A 14738-nucleotide genomic window follows, 5' to 3' on the forward strand; every position below is an offset into this window, starting at 1 on the left:
CGGTCTTTAGCTACTTCGGACAGGCCGTTTTTATGCAAAAACGGCCTTTTTTTGTGGACGTTCAAAACCTGCAGGCAGGAAGAAATGTATTGAATGTCCCAGCGCCTTCGCGAGCAAGCTCGCTCCCACATTTGAAACGCATTCCAATGTGGGAGCGAGCTTGCTCGCGAATAGGCCGGTACTGACACCCCTTCAGGCCGATTTAGCCATGATCAACCCCGTCTCACTCGCCGCCTCCAGCCGGATCGCAATGAACTTCGACGTCGGCGTGTGGCTGCCATCGCCCGTACTTTCCAGCGGCACCAGCGGATTGACCTCCGGATAGTACGCCGCCGCCTGCCCCGCAGGAATATCGAACGCCAACAATGTAAAACCTTTCACGCGGCGCTCACGACCATCGTCCCAGATCGACACGATGTCGGCCTTCTGTCCCGGACGGAAGCCCAGACGAATGATGTCGGCCTCGTTGGCGAACAGCACGTCACGCTGGCCCTTCACGCCGCGATAACGGTCGTCGAGACCATAGATCGTCGTGTTGTACTGATCGTGGGAACGCATCGATTGCAGGATCAGATCCGGCACTTGCCCAGTGGCACGGGTGCGCTCGTGGACCAGATCCTTCGGCAACTGGTTCGCGCGGAAATTGGCACGGCCCGACGGCGTGTTCCACTTGCGAGCGCCAGCGGAGTTGCCCAGATAGAAACCGCCCGGGTTTTTGATCTTGTCGTTGAAGTCCTTGAAGTTCGGGATGGTGTCGGCGATCAGCTCGCGAATGCGCCCGTAATCGGCCACCAGCCAGTTCCAGTCCACCGGTTGGCTGCCCAGTGTCGCGGCAGCGATGCCGGCGATGATCGACGGCTCCGAGCGCATCTGGTTCGACAGCGGCTGCAGTTGTCCGTTGGAGGCGTGGACCATGCTGAACGAGTCTTCCACGGTGACCGCTTGCGGCCCTTCGGTCTGGATGTCGATGTCGGTACGCCCCAGGCACGGCAGGATCAACGCATCTTTACCGTGAGCGAGGTGGCTGCGGTTGAGTTTGGTGCTGATCTGTACGGTCAGGTCACAGTTGCGCAGCGCTTCGAAGGTGCGCGAGCTGTCCGGCGTGGCCTGAGCAAAGTTGCCGCCCAAGCCGATGAACACCTTGGCGCGACCTTCGGCCATCGCATGAATCGCCTCGACCACGTTGTGGCCGTTATGACGCGGCACCTTGAACTGGAAGCGACGCTCCAGCGAATCGAGGAACGCCACCGGTGGGCGCTCGTTGATGCCCATGGTGCGGTCGCCCTGCACGTTGCTGTGGCCGCGCACCGGGCACAGACCGGCGCCCGGTTTGCCGATGTTGCCGCGCAGCAGCATCAGGTTGGCGATTTCCTGGATGGTCGGCACCGAATGACGGTGCTGGGTGATGCCCATGGCCCAGCACATGATCACGTTCTTGCCTTTGGCGTACATGCGCGCGGCTTGCTCGATCTCGATCAGCGTCAGGCCGGACTGCTCGACGATGTGCTCCCACGAGGTGTCGTCGACGATGGCGAGGTACTCCAGCACGTTGGCGCTGTGGGCATTGAGGAAATCATGGGCGAACACCGCCGGCTCGCCAGCCTTCTGTGCATCGCGTTCCCATTGCAGGAGGAACTTGGCCATGCCGCGCAGCACCGCCATGTCGCCGCCGAGTGCCGGGCGGAAGTACGCGGTGTTGGTCGGCTTGTCGCCGTTGGTGAGCATTTCGATCGGGTGCTGGGGATGCTGGAAACGCTCCAGACCGCGTTCTTTCAGCGGGTTGATGCATACCACTTGGGCGCCGCGTTTCACCGCTTCACGCAATGGTTCGAGCATGCGCGGATGGTTGGTGCCGGGGTTCTGGCCCCAGACGAAAATCGCGTCGGCGTGCTCGAAGTCGTCGAAAGTCACGGTGCCTTTGCCGACCCCGACACTCTGCGCCAACGCCACGCCGCTGGCCTCGTGGCACATGTTCGAGCAGTCAGGGAAATTGTTGGTGCCGTAAGCCCGCACGAACAGCTGATACAGATACGCCGCTTCATTGCTGGCGCGGCCCGAGGTGTAGAACTCGGCCTGATCCGGGCTTGGCAGATTGCGCAGGTGCTTGCCGATCAGGGCAAAGGCATCTTCCCAACTGATCGGCTTGTAGCGATCGGACTCGGCGTCGTAGACCATCGGCTCGGTCAGGCGACCCTGATATTCCAGCCAGTAATCGCTCTGCTCCAGCAGGGAAGTGACGCTGTGCTTGGCGAAGAATTTTGCATCGACGCGACGCTTGGTCGCTTCCCAGTTCACCGCTTTGGCGCCGTTCTCACAGAACTTGACCATGCCGCTTTCCGGCGAATCACCCCAGGCGCAACCCGGGCAGTCGAAACCGCCGTTCTGGTTGGTCTTGAGCATCATGCGCAGGTTTTTCAGGGCGTTGTCGCTGGTCAGCCACGCCTGGGCCACACTGATCAGGGCGCCCCAGCCGCCGGCGGCACCTTTGTAAGGCTTGTAACGCGGGACAGGTTTCTGGTCGGCTTGATGATGTTGGCTCACGCTTGATTCTCCATCGCGGGGCTGTACACCCGCGGCGCACTTTTCTGCGGCAGGTGGATGAGATTGAGGTTGTGGCGCCGGGCCCATTGCACGGCCAGGCCGGTGGGTGCCGACAGGCTGACCAGGGTCTGGATGCCGGCACGCAAGACTTTCTGGATCAATTCGAGGCTGCAACGGCTGGTGACGATCGCCAGCCCGCCCTCTGTGGATATCTTCTGGCGGATCAGTCCGCCGATCAGCTTGTCCAGCGCGTTATGGCGGCCGATGTCTTCGCGGCCGAGCAGTAAGTCACCGCTGGCATTCATGAACACCGCCGCATGCACCGCGCCGCAGTGCTGGCCGAGCGGCTGGAACGCGCCGATGCGCTGGCGCAAGCCGTCGAGCCATTCGATCGGTGGCAAGGCTGCGCCAGGCAATACCTTGAGATCAGGCAACGCCTGTTCAACCGCTTCGACGCCGCACAATCCGCAACCGCTGGTGCCGGCCAACTGCCGACGCTGTTGCTTGAGGTTCCAGAATGCGCGATTGGCGATGGTCACCTGCGCGTATTGCGCCGAGCCTGCACCCGTCAGTTGCAGATCGTAGATATCGCTGGCGTCTTCGATGATGCCGCTGCCGAGGCTGAAACCGACGATGAAATCTTCGAGGTCGGTCGGGGTGACCAGCATCACTGCCTGGCTGATGCCGTTGTAGGCGATCGCCAACGCGACTTCCTCGGCCAGCGCGGTGCTGGCCGATGCCTCAAGGGGTAAATCGCTGTAGCTGTAGGTCTGGCTGGCGGCAGGCGCGGGCGTTTCGATTGCTGGCGCCGCGCAGGCTGGGCGCTTGGCGTTCATGGCATCACCGACGGTTTGATCTAGGTCAAGACTAGGCGCGGCAAGTTGTCGCGTCTAATCGCTATTACCGATCTACCGATAGATGCCGTCGATCAAGCGTCGTTTGGTGATTTTTGATAGAGCGCGAAACAGGCTTCCGCCAGCGCTGAGCGGGGTGCCCCTCGTCGCATGATCAGCCCCAGCGGCGCGAGGGTGTGGGCATTTTCGATCGGTTGCAGACGCAGATGATCGGCGAGGGTTTCCGCGCCGCCGTCGAGGGGCATGATCGCGCAGCAAAAACCGCCGTGGACCGCTTGTAGCAATTGATGCACGGCATCGGTTTGCAGCAGCGGTTGCGGCGTCAGGCCACGGCTGTGGAAGTTGTGGTCGATGGACTGGCGAAAATGCATGCCGCTGGTGAGCATGCACAGCGGCAGTTCGATCAGCGATTCCCAGCTCAGGGGTTCTTCGCCGAAGCTGAACGAGCGCTCGTCGTAGAGCAGGCCCATGCGCGTTTCGTTGAAGGCCAGCGAATCGAAGCGCTCGCTGTCCAGACGTTCCAGATACGACACGCCGATGTCGATGCGGTTGTTCGCCAGGTGTTCGAGCACCTGCTCCGAGCTCAGCGACGACAGCTCGAAGCGCAGTTCCGGATGCGCCGCGTGCAGACGTTGCATCAGCGGCAACGGATCGAAACTCGACAGCGGCACCACACCCAGGCGCAGCGTACCGATCAGGTTGCCGCGACAGGCCGCCGCTTCCGCCTGCAGGCCATCGTAAGCCGCCAGCACCGTACGCGCCCACGCCAGCACGCGTTCGCCCGGTGCGGTGAAGCCTTCGAAGCGCTGGCCACGGTTGACCAATGGCAGATCAAGTTCTTCTTCGAGGCTGCGCAAACGCATCGACAGGGTCGGCTGGGTAATGTGGCAGCGCGCGGCGGCCTGGCCGAAATGGCGGGTTTCGTCGAGGGCGATGAGGAATTTCAGCTGCTTGATGTCCATCTTCGCTCCGGGCGGTTGGCGGGGTGTGGCGATTCTACCGCCTGCGGCGCGGCAGCGTCATTGGTCGGACTGGAACCGGGTTCGGCTGGGGTGGTCTAGGCTTGGACGACTGACCCTTTATTCCATGGAGTGAATGCAATGAGCCTGTTCAGTTTTTTGAAAGAAGCCGGTGAAAAGATTCTCGATGCACTGACGCCGGACAAGGCCGAGGCCAACAGCGCAGCGCTGACCAAGCACGTGCAGGAAGCGCTGACCGGTATCGATACGTCGAAGATCCAGGTCAAGGTTGAGGGCGAGAAAGTCATCGCCACGGGTGAAGCGGCGAGTCAGGAAGAGAAAGAGAAGATTCTTTTGGCCCTGGGTAACGTCGCCGGGGTGAGTGGCGTGGACGATCAGATCACCGTGACGGGTGGCGTTGCCGCCGCCGCAAAATTTGTCACGGTCGAGAAGGGCGACACGCTGAGTGCGATTTCCAAGCGCGTTTATGGCGACGCCAACCAGTACAACAAGATTTTCGAGGCCAACAAACCTCAGCTCAAACATCCAGACAAGATCTACCCGGGACAAGTACTGCGTATTCCCGAATAACATTCGAAAGCGCTTTCGCGAGCAGGCTCGCTCCCACATTTGAAACGCATTTCAGTGTGGGAGCGAGCCTGCTCGCGAAGGCAGCAACGCGTCGTCAAAGCCCTGCAATCAAATCGCGGTAGTCCTCGACTGCGGCAAACTCGGCCGTGTCCTTGGGCCCTTTGCGGCTGTCCGGTTCTTTCACCGCGAGCAGATGCGCTACGCCAAAATCCCGCGCACTGCGCAGGATCGGCAAGGTGTCGTCGATAAACAGGCTGCGCGCCGGATCAAACCCGATGTCCGCCTGCAAGGCATCCCAGAACTGCGGGTTCTCCTTGGGATAACCATAGTCGTGCGAGCTGATCAGCCGTTCGAAGTACGGTGCCAGTTCAATCCGTTCCAGTTTCAACGACAACGAATCGCGGTGCGCGTTGGTGATCATGATCACCCGTTTGCCGGCGCGTTTGATCGCGTCGAGAAAGGTGTCGGCATCCGCGCGCAGGGCGATCAAGTGGGCGGTTTCCTGTTTCAGTTCGCGCACCGACAATTTCAGTTCCGCGCTCCAGAAATCCAGGCAGTACCACTGCAACTGGCCGGCGTGGCGTTCGAACAGCGGCTGCAATTCCAGCTCGGCCATGGCCCGGCTGATGCCGTGCAGTTCGGCGTAGCGCTGGGGCAGGTGCTCGAGCCAGAAGTGGTTGTCGAAGTGCAGATCCAGCAGCGTACCGTCCATGTCGAGCAGAACGGTATCGATGTCGGACCACGGTAAAGAAGGCATGGCAACGTCTCGAACGGTGAAAGGATATCCGACTCAAACAATCGGGAAAGCCGCGTTATAGTAGCGCGTTCACGCCAAGGAGCTTTGCATGCGCCAGAAACCCACCGTACTCGCCCGCGAGATCGTCGCCACCAGTCGCCTGTTTCGCGTCGAAGAACTCAAGCTGCGATTTTCCAATGGCGTGGAGCGCACCTACGAGCGTCTGGTCGGCAAGGGTGCGGGCTACGGCGCGGTGATGATCGTCGCGATGCTTGATGCCGAACACGCGGTGTTGATCGAGGAATATTGCGGCGGCACCGACGAATATGAATTGTCTCTGCCCAAAGGCTTGATCGAGCCGGGCGAAGACGTGCTGGCGGCGGCCGAGCGGGAGCTCAAGGAAGAAGCCGGTTATGGCGCGCGCCAACTTGAACATTTGACCGAGCTGTCGCTGTCACCCGGTTACATGAGCCAGAAGATCCAGGTGGTGCTGGCCACCGATCTCTACGAAGAACGGCTGGAAGGCGATGAACCGGAGCCGATGCGGGTCGACAAGGTCAACCTGCGCGAACTGTCGGCGCTGGCGCTGAATCCGCAATTTACCGAAGGTCGCGCATTGGCGGCGCTGTATTTGACCCGTGATCTGCTGCGCCAGCGCGGGATGTTCAGCTATGAGTGAGACCTCGATGAATTTTCCCCATCCGCTGATGGCACCGGTAATTGAGTTGGCTTTACAGGCTGGCGAGGCAATTCTGCCGTTCTGGCGCGCCGGCGTTGAAGTCACCGCCAAGTCCGATGATTCGCCGGTGACGGCCGCCGATCTGGCTGCGCATCATCTTATCGTCGCCGGGCTGACGGCGCTGGATCCGAGCATTCCGGTGCTCTCGGAAGAGGACGCCGATATCCCGCAGAGCGTGCGCGCCAGTTGGCAGCGCTGGTGGCTGGTGGATCCGCTGGACGGTACCAAGGAATTCATCAGTGGCAGTGAGGAATTCACCGTGAACATCGCGCTGATTGAAAATGGCCGGGTGGTGTTTGGCGTGGTGACGATGCCGACCAACGGTCGCTTTTACGTCGGCGGTGCCGGACTCGGTGCCTGGCGTGGCGACAAGAGTGGTACGCCGACGGCGATTCAGGTGCGCGATGTGCCTGCACCGGGGGAGGCGTTTACCGTGGTGGCCAGCCGTCGACATTCCAGTCCGGAGCAAGAGCGTTTGCTGGCCGGGTTGAGCGCCAGTCTCGGTGAGCTGCAACTGGCCAATATCGGCAGTTCCTTGAAGTTCTGCCTGTTGGCCGAAGGTGCTGCCGATTGCTATCCACGCCTGGCGCCGACTTCGCAGTGGGACACGGCTGCAGCTCAGGGCGTGCTGGAAGGGGCTGGTGGCGAAGTGCTCGATCTGCGCGGTGAAGCGTTTTGTTATCCGGCGCGGCAATCGCTGTTGAACGAGTTCTTTCTGGCACTGCCGGCGAAGGCTGCATGGCGAGCTCGGTTGTTGGAGTTGGCCCGAGGTTAATGTTCTGATCCGGAATCCCCCTCACCCCAGCCCTCTCCCTCGGGAGAGGGCTGGGGTGAGGGGGGCTTTTGATCTTCAACGGTGCAAAACGTACTGGCCGGTAAATCTCACCGCAACGTCCTCACTTCCCGCATTCAGGATCCGCGTATCCAGCGTCAACCGAGCTCGCCCATAACGCCGATACATCGCCACAAAGCGTTTCCAAATCGCCGCATCCGGCGCCGGGCAAATAGCCACGGCGTCCCCGGTTACCGGCAGCGGATAACTGATCTGCCCTTCCTGAATGACGATGTGTCCGTCGGTAATCCCTTCTTCCTTCAACCGCAGATGCAACCAGCCCCAACCGGCCAGCACCGCGCCACAGTACAGGCTGCCGCCAAACATGGTGCTCTTGTGATTGACGTTGGGCGCGAGCGGCAGGTGCAGGCGCAGTTGCTGATCCCGCCATTCGAGAACTTCAAGTCCCATCTCGGCAGTCAGCGGAATGTCGTGATGCAGCACCGTTTGCAGGTATGCGCGTACGCTGCTCATTCGTTGTCTTCCCCGTGGCTGCTGTCGCCGAAATTCAGACCGTGTTTGCGCAGTTTGTCATGCAGGGTCTTGCGCGGAATGCCCAAGGCTTCGGCAAGGCTGCGCACCGAGCTGTGCGAGCGCGCCAATTCGGCGGCGATCAGCGATTTCTCGAAGTTTTCCACTTGCTCGCTGAGGCCGCCACTGACCACTTCGACAGGCGTGCCGCCGCTGCCATCAGCGCTGTTGTCCAGTGCCAGCTCAAGCCCAAGGGCGAAGCGTTCGGCAGCATTTTGCAGTTCGCGCACGTTGCCCGGCCAGGTGTGGCGCAGCAGCAAGGCGCGGTGTGCCGGTTGCAGTTCGTGGGGCGGCAAGCCGTGGCGGGCGCTGGCTTCATCGGCGTAGTGCTGGAACAGCACCAGTGCGTCTTCGCCCCTTTCGCGCAGCGGCGGGATGCGCAGCGGCGCGACGTTGAGGCGGTAATACAAGTCGGCGCGGAAGCGTCCCTGATCCGCCGCCTGACGCAGGTCTTCCTTGGTCGCGGCGATGACGCGGATGTCCAGCGGGATCAACTGATTGCCGCCCAGACGTTCGACGACCCGCTCCTGCAGCATGCGCAGCAGTTTCACTTGCACGTCCATGCTCATGCTTTCAATTTCGTCGAGAAACAGCGTGCCGCCGTTGGCGAATTCGAATTTGCCGATGCGGCGTTTCTGCGCGCCGGTGAAGGCGCCGGGTTCGTGACCGAACAGCTCGCTTTCCACCACCGACTCCGCCAGGGCGCCGGCGTTGATCGCCACGAACGGACCGTTGCGGCGGCTCGACAAGTCGTGCAGCGCGCGGGCCACGACTTCTTTGCCGGCACCGGTTTCGCCGAGGATCAGCACATCGGCCTTGGTCGCCGCCAGCGCACCGATCTGCTCACGCAGGCGCAGCATTGGCGTCGAATGGCCGACCAGTCGCGCGCTCAGTTCGTTGCGGTCGCTCAACGCCAGACGCAGGCTGCGGTTGTCCAGCACCAGACGCCGTAGCGAGAGGGCGCGACGGACGCTGTCGAGCAGCGCATCGCTGGCAAAGGGTTTTTCCAGAAAATCGTAAGCACCGGCGCGCATCGCCTGCACCGCCAGCGGTACGTCGCCATGGCCGGTGATCAGCAGCACCGGCAGCTCCGGATCCTGTGCATGCAACTCGCTCAACAGTTCGAGGCCGTCCATGCCCGGCATGCGGATGTCGCTGACCACCACGCCGGGCCAGTCACGCTCAAGTTGCGCGGCCAGGCCCTTGGCTTCGGACAGCGGCAGGATTTTCAGGCCGGCCAGATCCAGCGTTTGGCCGAGGGCTTGGCGCAGGTGCGGATCGTCGTCGATCAACACTACCTGGATGCGATTGTCGATGGTCATGCACTTCGGTCCTCGGACGGTTGCAGGCTGACTCCGGGCGCGCCGGCGCGCAGGCGCAGGGTGATCAGGGCGCCGCCTTGCTTGTGGTTGGCGAACGACAGCTCGCCACCAAAGGCGCGCATCAGCGTTTCACAAATCGCCAGCCCCAGGCCCAGACCCTGGGTGCGGGTCTTGGTGGTGTAAAAGGGCTCGCTGGCGCGGCCAAGGGCTTCCATGCAGAACCCGGGACCGTTGTCGCGAATGTACAGATTGACGCCGTCGGCGGTGGCTTCGGCACTCAACCACAATTTGCGCGGCGGACCTTTTTCGGTCAGGGCATCGAGAGCATTGGCCAGCAGATTGCCCAGCACTTGGCGCAAACGGGTTTCGCCTGCCTCCACCCACAGCGTGGCGGCGGGCAAGTCGCGGATCAATTCGACTTCCATGCTGCGCCGACGTTTGGCCAGCAATGCCAGCGCATCGTCCAGCGCCGGTTGCAGGGCAACGCTTTCCGGTGCGTGGCGATCACGGCGGGCGAAGGCGCGCAGGTGGGCGATGATCGAGGCCATGCGCCCGGTCAGTTCGCTGATCAGCTTGAGGTTGCCTCGGGCGTCCTCGGTGCGCTGATGGTCGAGCAACACTTCGGCGTTCTCCGCATAACTGCGAATCGCCGCCAGCGGTTGATTGAGTTCGTGACTGATGCTCGCCGACATGGTCCCCAGCGCCGACAATTTGCCCGCCTGGACCAAGTCGTCCTGAGCGCGCACCAGCTCCTGCTGGGCGTGCTCACGCTCAAGCACTTCCTGTTTCAAACGGCGGTTGAGGCCTTCCAGGTCGCTGGTACGTTCGGCGACGCGGCCCTCCAGCTCGCGGCGCGCCTTGGCCTCGAAGGCGATGCGCTCTAGATAATGGCGGCGGCGCTGCATCATCAAACCCACCAGCAACATGACCACCAACAGTGTGGCACCGCCGATCGCGACCACCGTGCGCACCGGGCGATCGATCAGTGTACGCGGGGCGAGGATGCTGACGCTCCAGCCGGTTTCGGCGATGTCGTGGGTCTGCGTCAGCCAAGCGTCGGAACTGAGGTTCAGTGGCCGGGGTTCGCGGGTCGGGTAGGGCTGGATCGCGGCGATCGCCGCGCGCTCGGTTTCACTCAGCTCACGGGTGGCGCGAAAACGCCATTCCGGGCGCGACGTCAGGATGACCACGCCGTTATGGTCGGTCACCAGCAGTTGTTCCGGCGTCTTGCCCCACAGGCTTTCGGTGTGGTCGAGGTCGACCTTGATCACCAGCACACCGATGATTTTCTCGCCGTTGCGCACAGCGGCGGCGAAGAAATATCCGCGTTTGGCCGACGTGGTGCCGAGGCCGAAGAAGCGTCCGAGGCGCCCGGCCATGGCTTCGCTGAAATACGGGCGGAAGGCGAAGTTGCGGCCGACGAAGCTGTCGCGTTTGTCCCAGTTCGACGCCGCCAGCGTCTGACCGGACGTGTCCATCAGGTACATGACTTCAGCGCCGGTCTGCGCGGCGATGTTGTTCAGCAGGCGATTGGCATTGCCTTGGGTGACGCCGTCGTCTGGCGCACCGAGCACCGCGCGCAGGGCCGGCAGATCGCCGAGAATCTGCGGCAACACTTCATAGCGATGCAGGGTGCCGAGCAGGTTGGCGACGTAGAGATCGAGGGTCTGGCGGTTCTGCCCGGCGAGTTCGCTGCGGTAATAGCGTTCGGCAAGATGTTCCAACGGCCACAGCAGTGGCGCCAGGCACAGGGCCAACAGCGCGAGGCTGCGCCAGCGGGGTCTGCGGGGAAGCGATGGTTTCATTAGCCGGATGCGCCTGAGGTAACTGGCGCATTATGCCCGGCCTCAGGCGAAGACGTCAGCGTCCTTGAGCAGCGCGGCCGCCTGATCCTTGGCCGATAGCGTCGGTGCTTCGTCCAGTTGCCAGTCGATGCCAATTGCCGGGTCGTCCCAGCGAATGGCGCGTTCGTCTGACGGGGAGTAGAAATCGGTGGTCTTGTAGAGAAAATCGGCGTAATCGCTCAGCACCACAAAGCCATGGGCAAAACCCTCGGGTACCCACATCTGCCGATGGTTCTCGTCGGACAGCCGCACGGCCACCCATTTACCAAAGTTCGCCGAGCTGCGGCGGATGTCCACAGCAACATCGAGCACCTCACCGGCGGTCACGCGCACCAGTTTTCCCTGGGTTTGCTGCAACTGGTAATGCAAGCCACGCAATACGCCTCTTTGTGAGCGCGAATGGTTGTCCTGCACAAATTGCACATCCAGGCTGGTTGCTTCCAGAAACGCCTTGGCATTGAAACTCTCGTAGAAAAAACCGCGCTCGTCACCAAACACCTTCGGTTCGATGATCAGAACACCGGGTAGGTCGGTGGTGATTACATTCATGAGTATTTCCATAGATTCGAGGCGAACGGCCGGTATTCTTGCGCAAAGTGCTACCGGGTGCGAGTACCGATGCAAATACCGTAGTCAATGTCGAACGGGGGTTGCGTATCGAGCAACGCAATGGCGATATAAGCGCCTAATAATACTTCAGGGGTCGTCTCATGCCGCTCGCCACGTTGATTCATCGCGCCAGTTTGCCCGCTCCGCAGGTTTCAGAGGCGCAGGCGCTGCAATGGCTGGCCGAGCATTACGGGCTCAGCGGCACGTTGCAGGCGCTGGGCAGCCAGCAGGATCTGAATTATCGCGTTGACAGTGCGCGTGGGCGCTTCGTGTTGAAAATCTGTCGTGGCGATTACGCGCTGGTGGAGCTGCAAGCCCAGCACGCAGGTCTCAAATACCTGGCCGAGCACTCGGCGATCAAGGTGCCGCAGGTGATCGCCGCCAATAATGGTGAAGACCTGTTGTCGCTGCAAGCCAATGGCGAAGCGGTTCATGTGCGATTGCTGGAATACATCGACGGGCAGCCGTTGACCGATTTCGATCATCTTGGTCAGGACGTGATCGCCGGGTTTGGCCGGCTCTGTGGCGAGATGGATCTGGCCCTGGAAGGTTTCGATCATCCGGGCCTTGAGCGCACATTGCAGTGGGACGCGCGTCACGCCAGCGCGTTGATCAGTCATCTGTTGCCAGTGATCAAGGATGAGCAGCAGCGTACGGTGATTAGCACAGCTGCCGATCAGGCCGAGCGCCGTTTGCAGCCGTTGCTGGACAAACTGCCGGTGCAGGCGATTCACATGGATATCACCGATGACAACGTCGTCTGGGCGCGGGATGCCCAGCGGCATTGGCAGTTGCAGGGCGTGATCGATTTCGGTGATCTGGTGCGCACCTGGCGTATCACCGATCTGTCGGTGACCTGTGCGGCATTGCTGCATCACGCCGATGGCGATCCGTTTGTCATCCTGCCGGCGATCAAGGCTTATCACGCGGTCAATCCGTTGCACTATGCAGAACTGCAAGCGCTCTGGCCGTTGATCGTCGCGCGAGCGGCGGTGCTGGTGCTCAGTGGCGAGCAGCAGGTCAGCATCGATCCGGGCAACACCTACAGCCGCGACAATCTCAATCATGAGTGGGAGATCTTCCGCGTCGCGACTTCGGTGCCATTGGCGCTGATGGAGACGGCGATTCTCACTGCCGTGGGCCAGACCTTACCGAGGAACGATCACGCAGAATTTGCGCCGCTGTTGCCCGGACTGGTCGGGCGTGAATTTGCGCTAATCGATCTGGGCGTGTTGAGCCCGCACTTCGAGGCGGGCAATTGGGAGCAGCCGGGCATTGATCAGCGCTTGCTGACAGAGGCCGCAGCGGTGCACGGGCTGGCGGCGACGCGTTATGGCCAGTATCGCTTGTCACGTACTCGGCCGGACAGCGCGACTGAGCCGGATACGTTCGCGTTGCATGTCGAATTACGTGCGCCGTCTGGAAGCGAAGTGCAAACGCCGTTCGCCGGCGTTCTGAATCAAGCGGCAAACGGTGCGCTGCAACTCGATGGCCCACAGTTCAGCCTTCGCCTGTGGGGCGTGACGCCTGTTCTTGAGCATGGGGTGGCAGTGGATCGAGGCCAGAAACTCGGTGCGGTCACGGGGCCGCTGCTGGTGCAGTTGTGCCGAGAAGCAGAACTCGACGCGCCGCTGTTCTGCACGCCGTCCCGTGCGCCGGCCTGGCAGGCGTTGTGTCCGTCACCGGCGACCTTGCTCGGGTTGGCCTGCGACGCCGAGCCGGAGCTGGACGCGAAAACGCTGCTCGAGCGCCGCGACGCCAGTTTTGCCCGCACGCAAAAACACTATTACGTCGACCCGCCGCGCATTGAACGCGGCTGGCGCAACCACCTGATCGACATGCACGGCCGTTCGTATCTGGACATGCTCAACAACGTCGCCGTGCTCGGTCATGGTCACCCTCGGATGGCGGCGGTCGCAGCACGGCAGTGGTCGTTGCTCAATACCAATTCGCGCTTCAACTATGCGGCAGTCGCCGAGTTTTCCGAACGCTTGCTGAAACTGGCGCCAAAGGGCATGGATCGGGTGTTTCTGGTCAACAGCGGCAGCGAGGCCAACGACCTGGCGATTCGTCTGGCCTGGGCCTTCAGCGGCGGGCGCGACATGATCAGCGTGCTCGAGGCGTATCACGGCTGGACGGTCGGTGCCGATGCGGTATCGACGTCAATTGCCGACAACCCGAAGGCGCTGGAAAGTCGCCCGGACTGGGTGCACCCAGTGCCGGCGCCGAACACTTATCGTGGCGAATTCCGTGGCGTCGATTCAGCGCCGGATTACGTGCGCAGCGTCGAACATCATCTGCAGAAACTCGCCGAGCAGAAGCGCCAACTGGCGGGTTTCATCTGCGAGCCGGTCTACGGCAATGCCGGGGGGATTTCTTTACCGCCGGGCTATTTGCCGCAGGTGTATGAAAGGGTCCGCGCGCAGGGCGGGGTGTGCATCGCTGACGAAGTGCAGGTCGGTTACGGGCGCATGGGCCATTTTTTCTGGGGCTTCGAAGAGCAGGGCGTGGTGCCGGACATCATCACCATGGCCAAAGGCATGGGTAACGGCCAGCCACTGGGCGCGGTGATCACTCGCCGGGAAATCGCCGAGGCGCTGGAGGCCGAGGGTTATTTCTTCTCATCGGCGGGCGGCAGTCCGGTCAGTTGCCAGATCGGCATGGCGGTGCTCGATGTGATGGAGGAAGAAAAGCTCTGGGAAAACGCCCAGGTGGTCGGCGCCCACTTCAAGGCGCGCCTGGAAACGTTGATCGATAAACATCCGCTGGTCGGCGCGGTGCACGGCTCCGGGTTTTATCTCGGGCTGGAGCTGATCCGCAATCGCCATACGCTGGAGCCGGCAACCGCCGAGACTGCGTTGCTGTGTGATCGTCTGCGTGAGCTGGGGATTTTCATGCAGCCGACCGGCGATGACTTGAACATCCTCAAGATCAAGCCACCGATGGTGACGTCGCGCCAGAGTGTGGATTTCTTTGTCGATATGCTGGACCGGGTGTTGAGCGAAGGCCTGTAAGCAAGGCACATTCCCTGTGGGAGCGAGCCTGCTCGCGAAAGCTGTGTATCAGCCGCCACATGCGGTGACTGACACAGCGCATTCGCTAGCAGGCTCGCTCCCACATTTTTTTTCGGTTTTAAGTTCGATTTGTATCGGCTTATTTAGCGTTTAAAATGAGAGGTCC

The 14738-nt window shown here is 61.7% G+C and carries 12 protein-coding genes; 4 read left to right on the forward strand and 8 right to left on the reverse strand.

The features are described 5' to 3' along the window. Nucleotides 1-192: 192 nt before the first annotated feature. The 3 genes from ACZ0AZ_RS10245 to ACZ0AZ_RS10255 form a co-directional block, all read right to left on the reverse strand. Entirely contained in the window at nt 193-2541 is a 2349-nt protein-coding gene (locus ACZ0AZ_RS10245) for an FdhF/YdeP family oxidoreductase (protein WP_463537320.1), read from the reverse strand. Further along, a complete protein-coding gene (gene fdhD / locus ACZ0AZ_RS10250; RefSeq protein WP_039756451.1) occupies nt 2538-3377 on the reverse strand; it encodes a formate dehydrogenase accessory sulfurtransferase FdhD in 840 nt (279 codons plus the stop codon). The genes ACZ0AZ_RS10245 and fdhD overlap by 4 nt, the downstream gene beginning before the upstream one ends. A 92-nt stretch (nt 3378-3469) precedes the next feature. After that, on the reverse strand, nt 3470-4357 hold the full coding sequence (locus tag ACZ0AZ_RS10255) for a LysR family transcriptional regulator (RefSeq protein WP_310404404.1): 888 nt from the start codon (nt 4355-4357) through the stop codon (nt 3470-3472). A 138-nt stretch (nt 4358-4495) separates the two neighbouring features. Between ACZ0AZ_RS10255 and lysM the strand changes: the two genes are divergently transcribed. Next, the gene (gene lysM / locus ACZ0AZ_RS10260; RefSeq protein WP_016772168.1) at nt 4496-4945 is read left to right on the forward strand and encodes a peptidoglycan-binding protein LysM; all 450 of its coding nucleotides are present in this window, start codon (nt 4496-4498) and stop codon (nt 4943-4945) included. 94 nt (nt 4946-5039) lie between these two features. Here the strand turns inward: lysM and yrfG are convergent, their stop codons facing one another. Then, nucleotides 5040-5702 (reverse strand): GMP/IMP nucleotidase, encoded by a 663-nt coding sequence (gene yrfG, locus ACZ0AZ_RS10265; protein WP_071174081.1) that lies wholly within the window; start codon nt 5700-5702, stop codon nt 5040-5042. An 88-nt stretch (nt 5703-5790) separates the two neighbouring features. Between yrfG and nudE the strand changes: the two genes are divergently transcribed. Next, entirely contained in the window at nt 5791-6360 is a 570-nt protein-coding gene (gene nudE, locus ACZ0AZ_RS10270) for an ADP compounds hydrolase NudE (protein WP_129998338.1), read from the forward strand. Nucleotides 6361-6367: 7 nt separating this feature from the next. Next, nucleotides 6368-7195: a 3'(2'),5'-bisphosphate nucleotidase CysQ gene (gene cysQ, locus ACZ0AZ_RS10275; RefSeq protein ID WP_039757026.1), complete on the forward strand. Its 828-nt coding sequence runs from the start codon at nt 6368-6370 to the stop codon at nt 7193-7195. 75 nt (nt 7196-7270) lie between these two features. Here the strand turns inward: cysQ and ACZ0AZ_RS10280 are convergent, their stop codons facing one another. From ACZ0AZ_RS10280 to rfbC, 4 genes are read right to left on the reverse strand one after another with little or no spacing between them, the layout of a single operon-like run. Continuing rightward, nucleotides 7271-7726, reverse strand: coding sequence for a thioesterase domain-containing protein (locus ACZ0AZ_RS10280; RefSeq protein ID WP_463537321.1), 456 nt, complete (start codon nt 7724-7726; stop codon nt 7271-7273). Further along, complete coding sequence (locus ACZ0AZ_RS10285) at nt 7723-9105, reverse strand: sigma-54-dependent transcriptional regulator (RefSeq protein ID WP_310404395.1); 1383 nt, start codon at nt 9103-9105, stop codon at nt 7723-7725. Before ACZ0AZ_RS10285 ends, ACZ0AZ_RS10280 begins: the two co-directional genes overlap by 4 nt. Next, a complete protein-coding gene (locus tag ACZ0AZ_RS10290; RefSeq protein WP_129998335.1) occupies nt 9102-10910 on the reverse strand; it encodes a sensor histidine kinase in 1809 nt (602 codons plus the stop codon). Before ACZ0AZ_RS10290 ends, ACZ0AZ_RS10285 begins: the two co-directional genes overlap by 4 nt. Before the next feature lie 42 nt (nt 10911-10952). Continuing rightward, the gene (rfbC, locus tag ACZ0AZ_RS10295) at nt 10953-11498 is read right to left on the reverse strand and encodes a dTDP-4-dehydrorhamnose 3,5-epimerase (RefSeq protein WP_463537323.1); all 546 of its coding nucleotides are present in this window, start codon (nt 11496-11498) and stop codon (nt 10953-10955) included. A gap of 161 nt (nt 11499-11659) precedes the next feature. Here rfbC and ACZ0AZ_RS10300 point away from each other — a divergent pair, with 161 nt between their 5' ends. Further along, a complete protein-coding gene (locus tag ACZ0AZ_RS10300; RefSeq protein WP_463537324.1) occupies nt 11660-14572 on the forward strand; it encodes an aminotransferase in 2913 nt (970 codons plus the stop codon). Nucleotides 14573-14738 lie beyond the last annotated feature (166 nt).

The sequence above is a fragment of the Pseudomonas sp. AC239 genome (genome assembly GCF_979258545.1).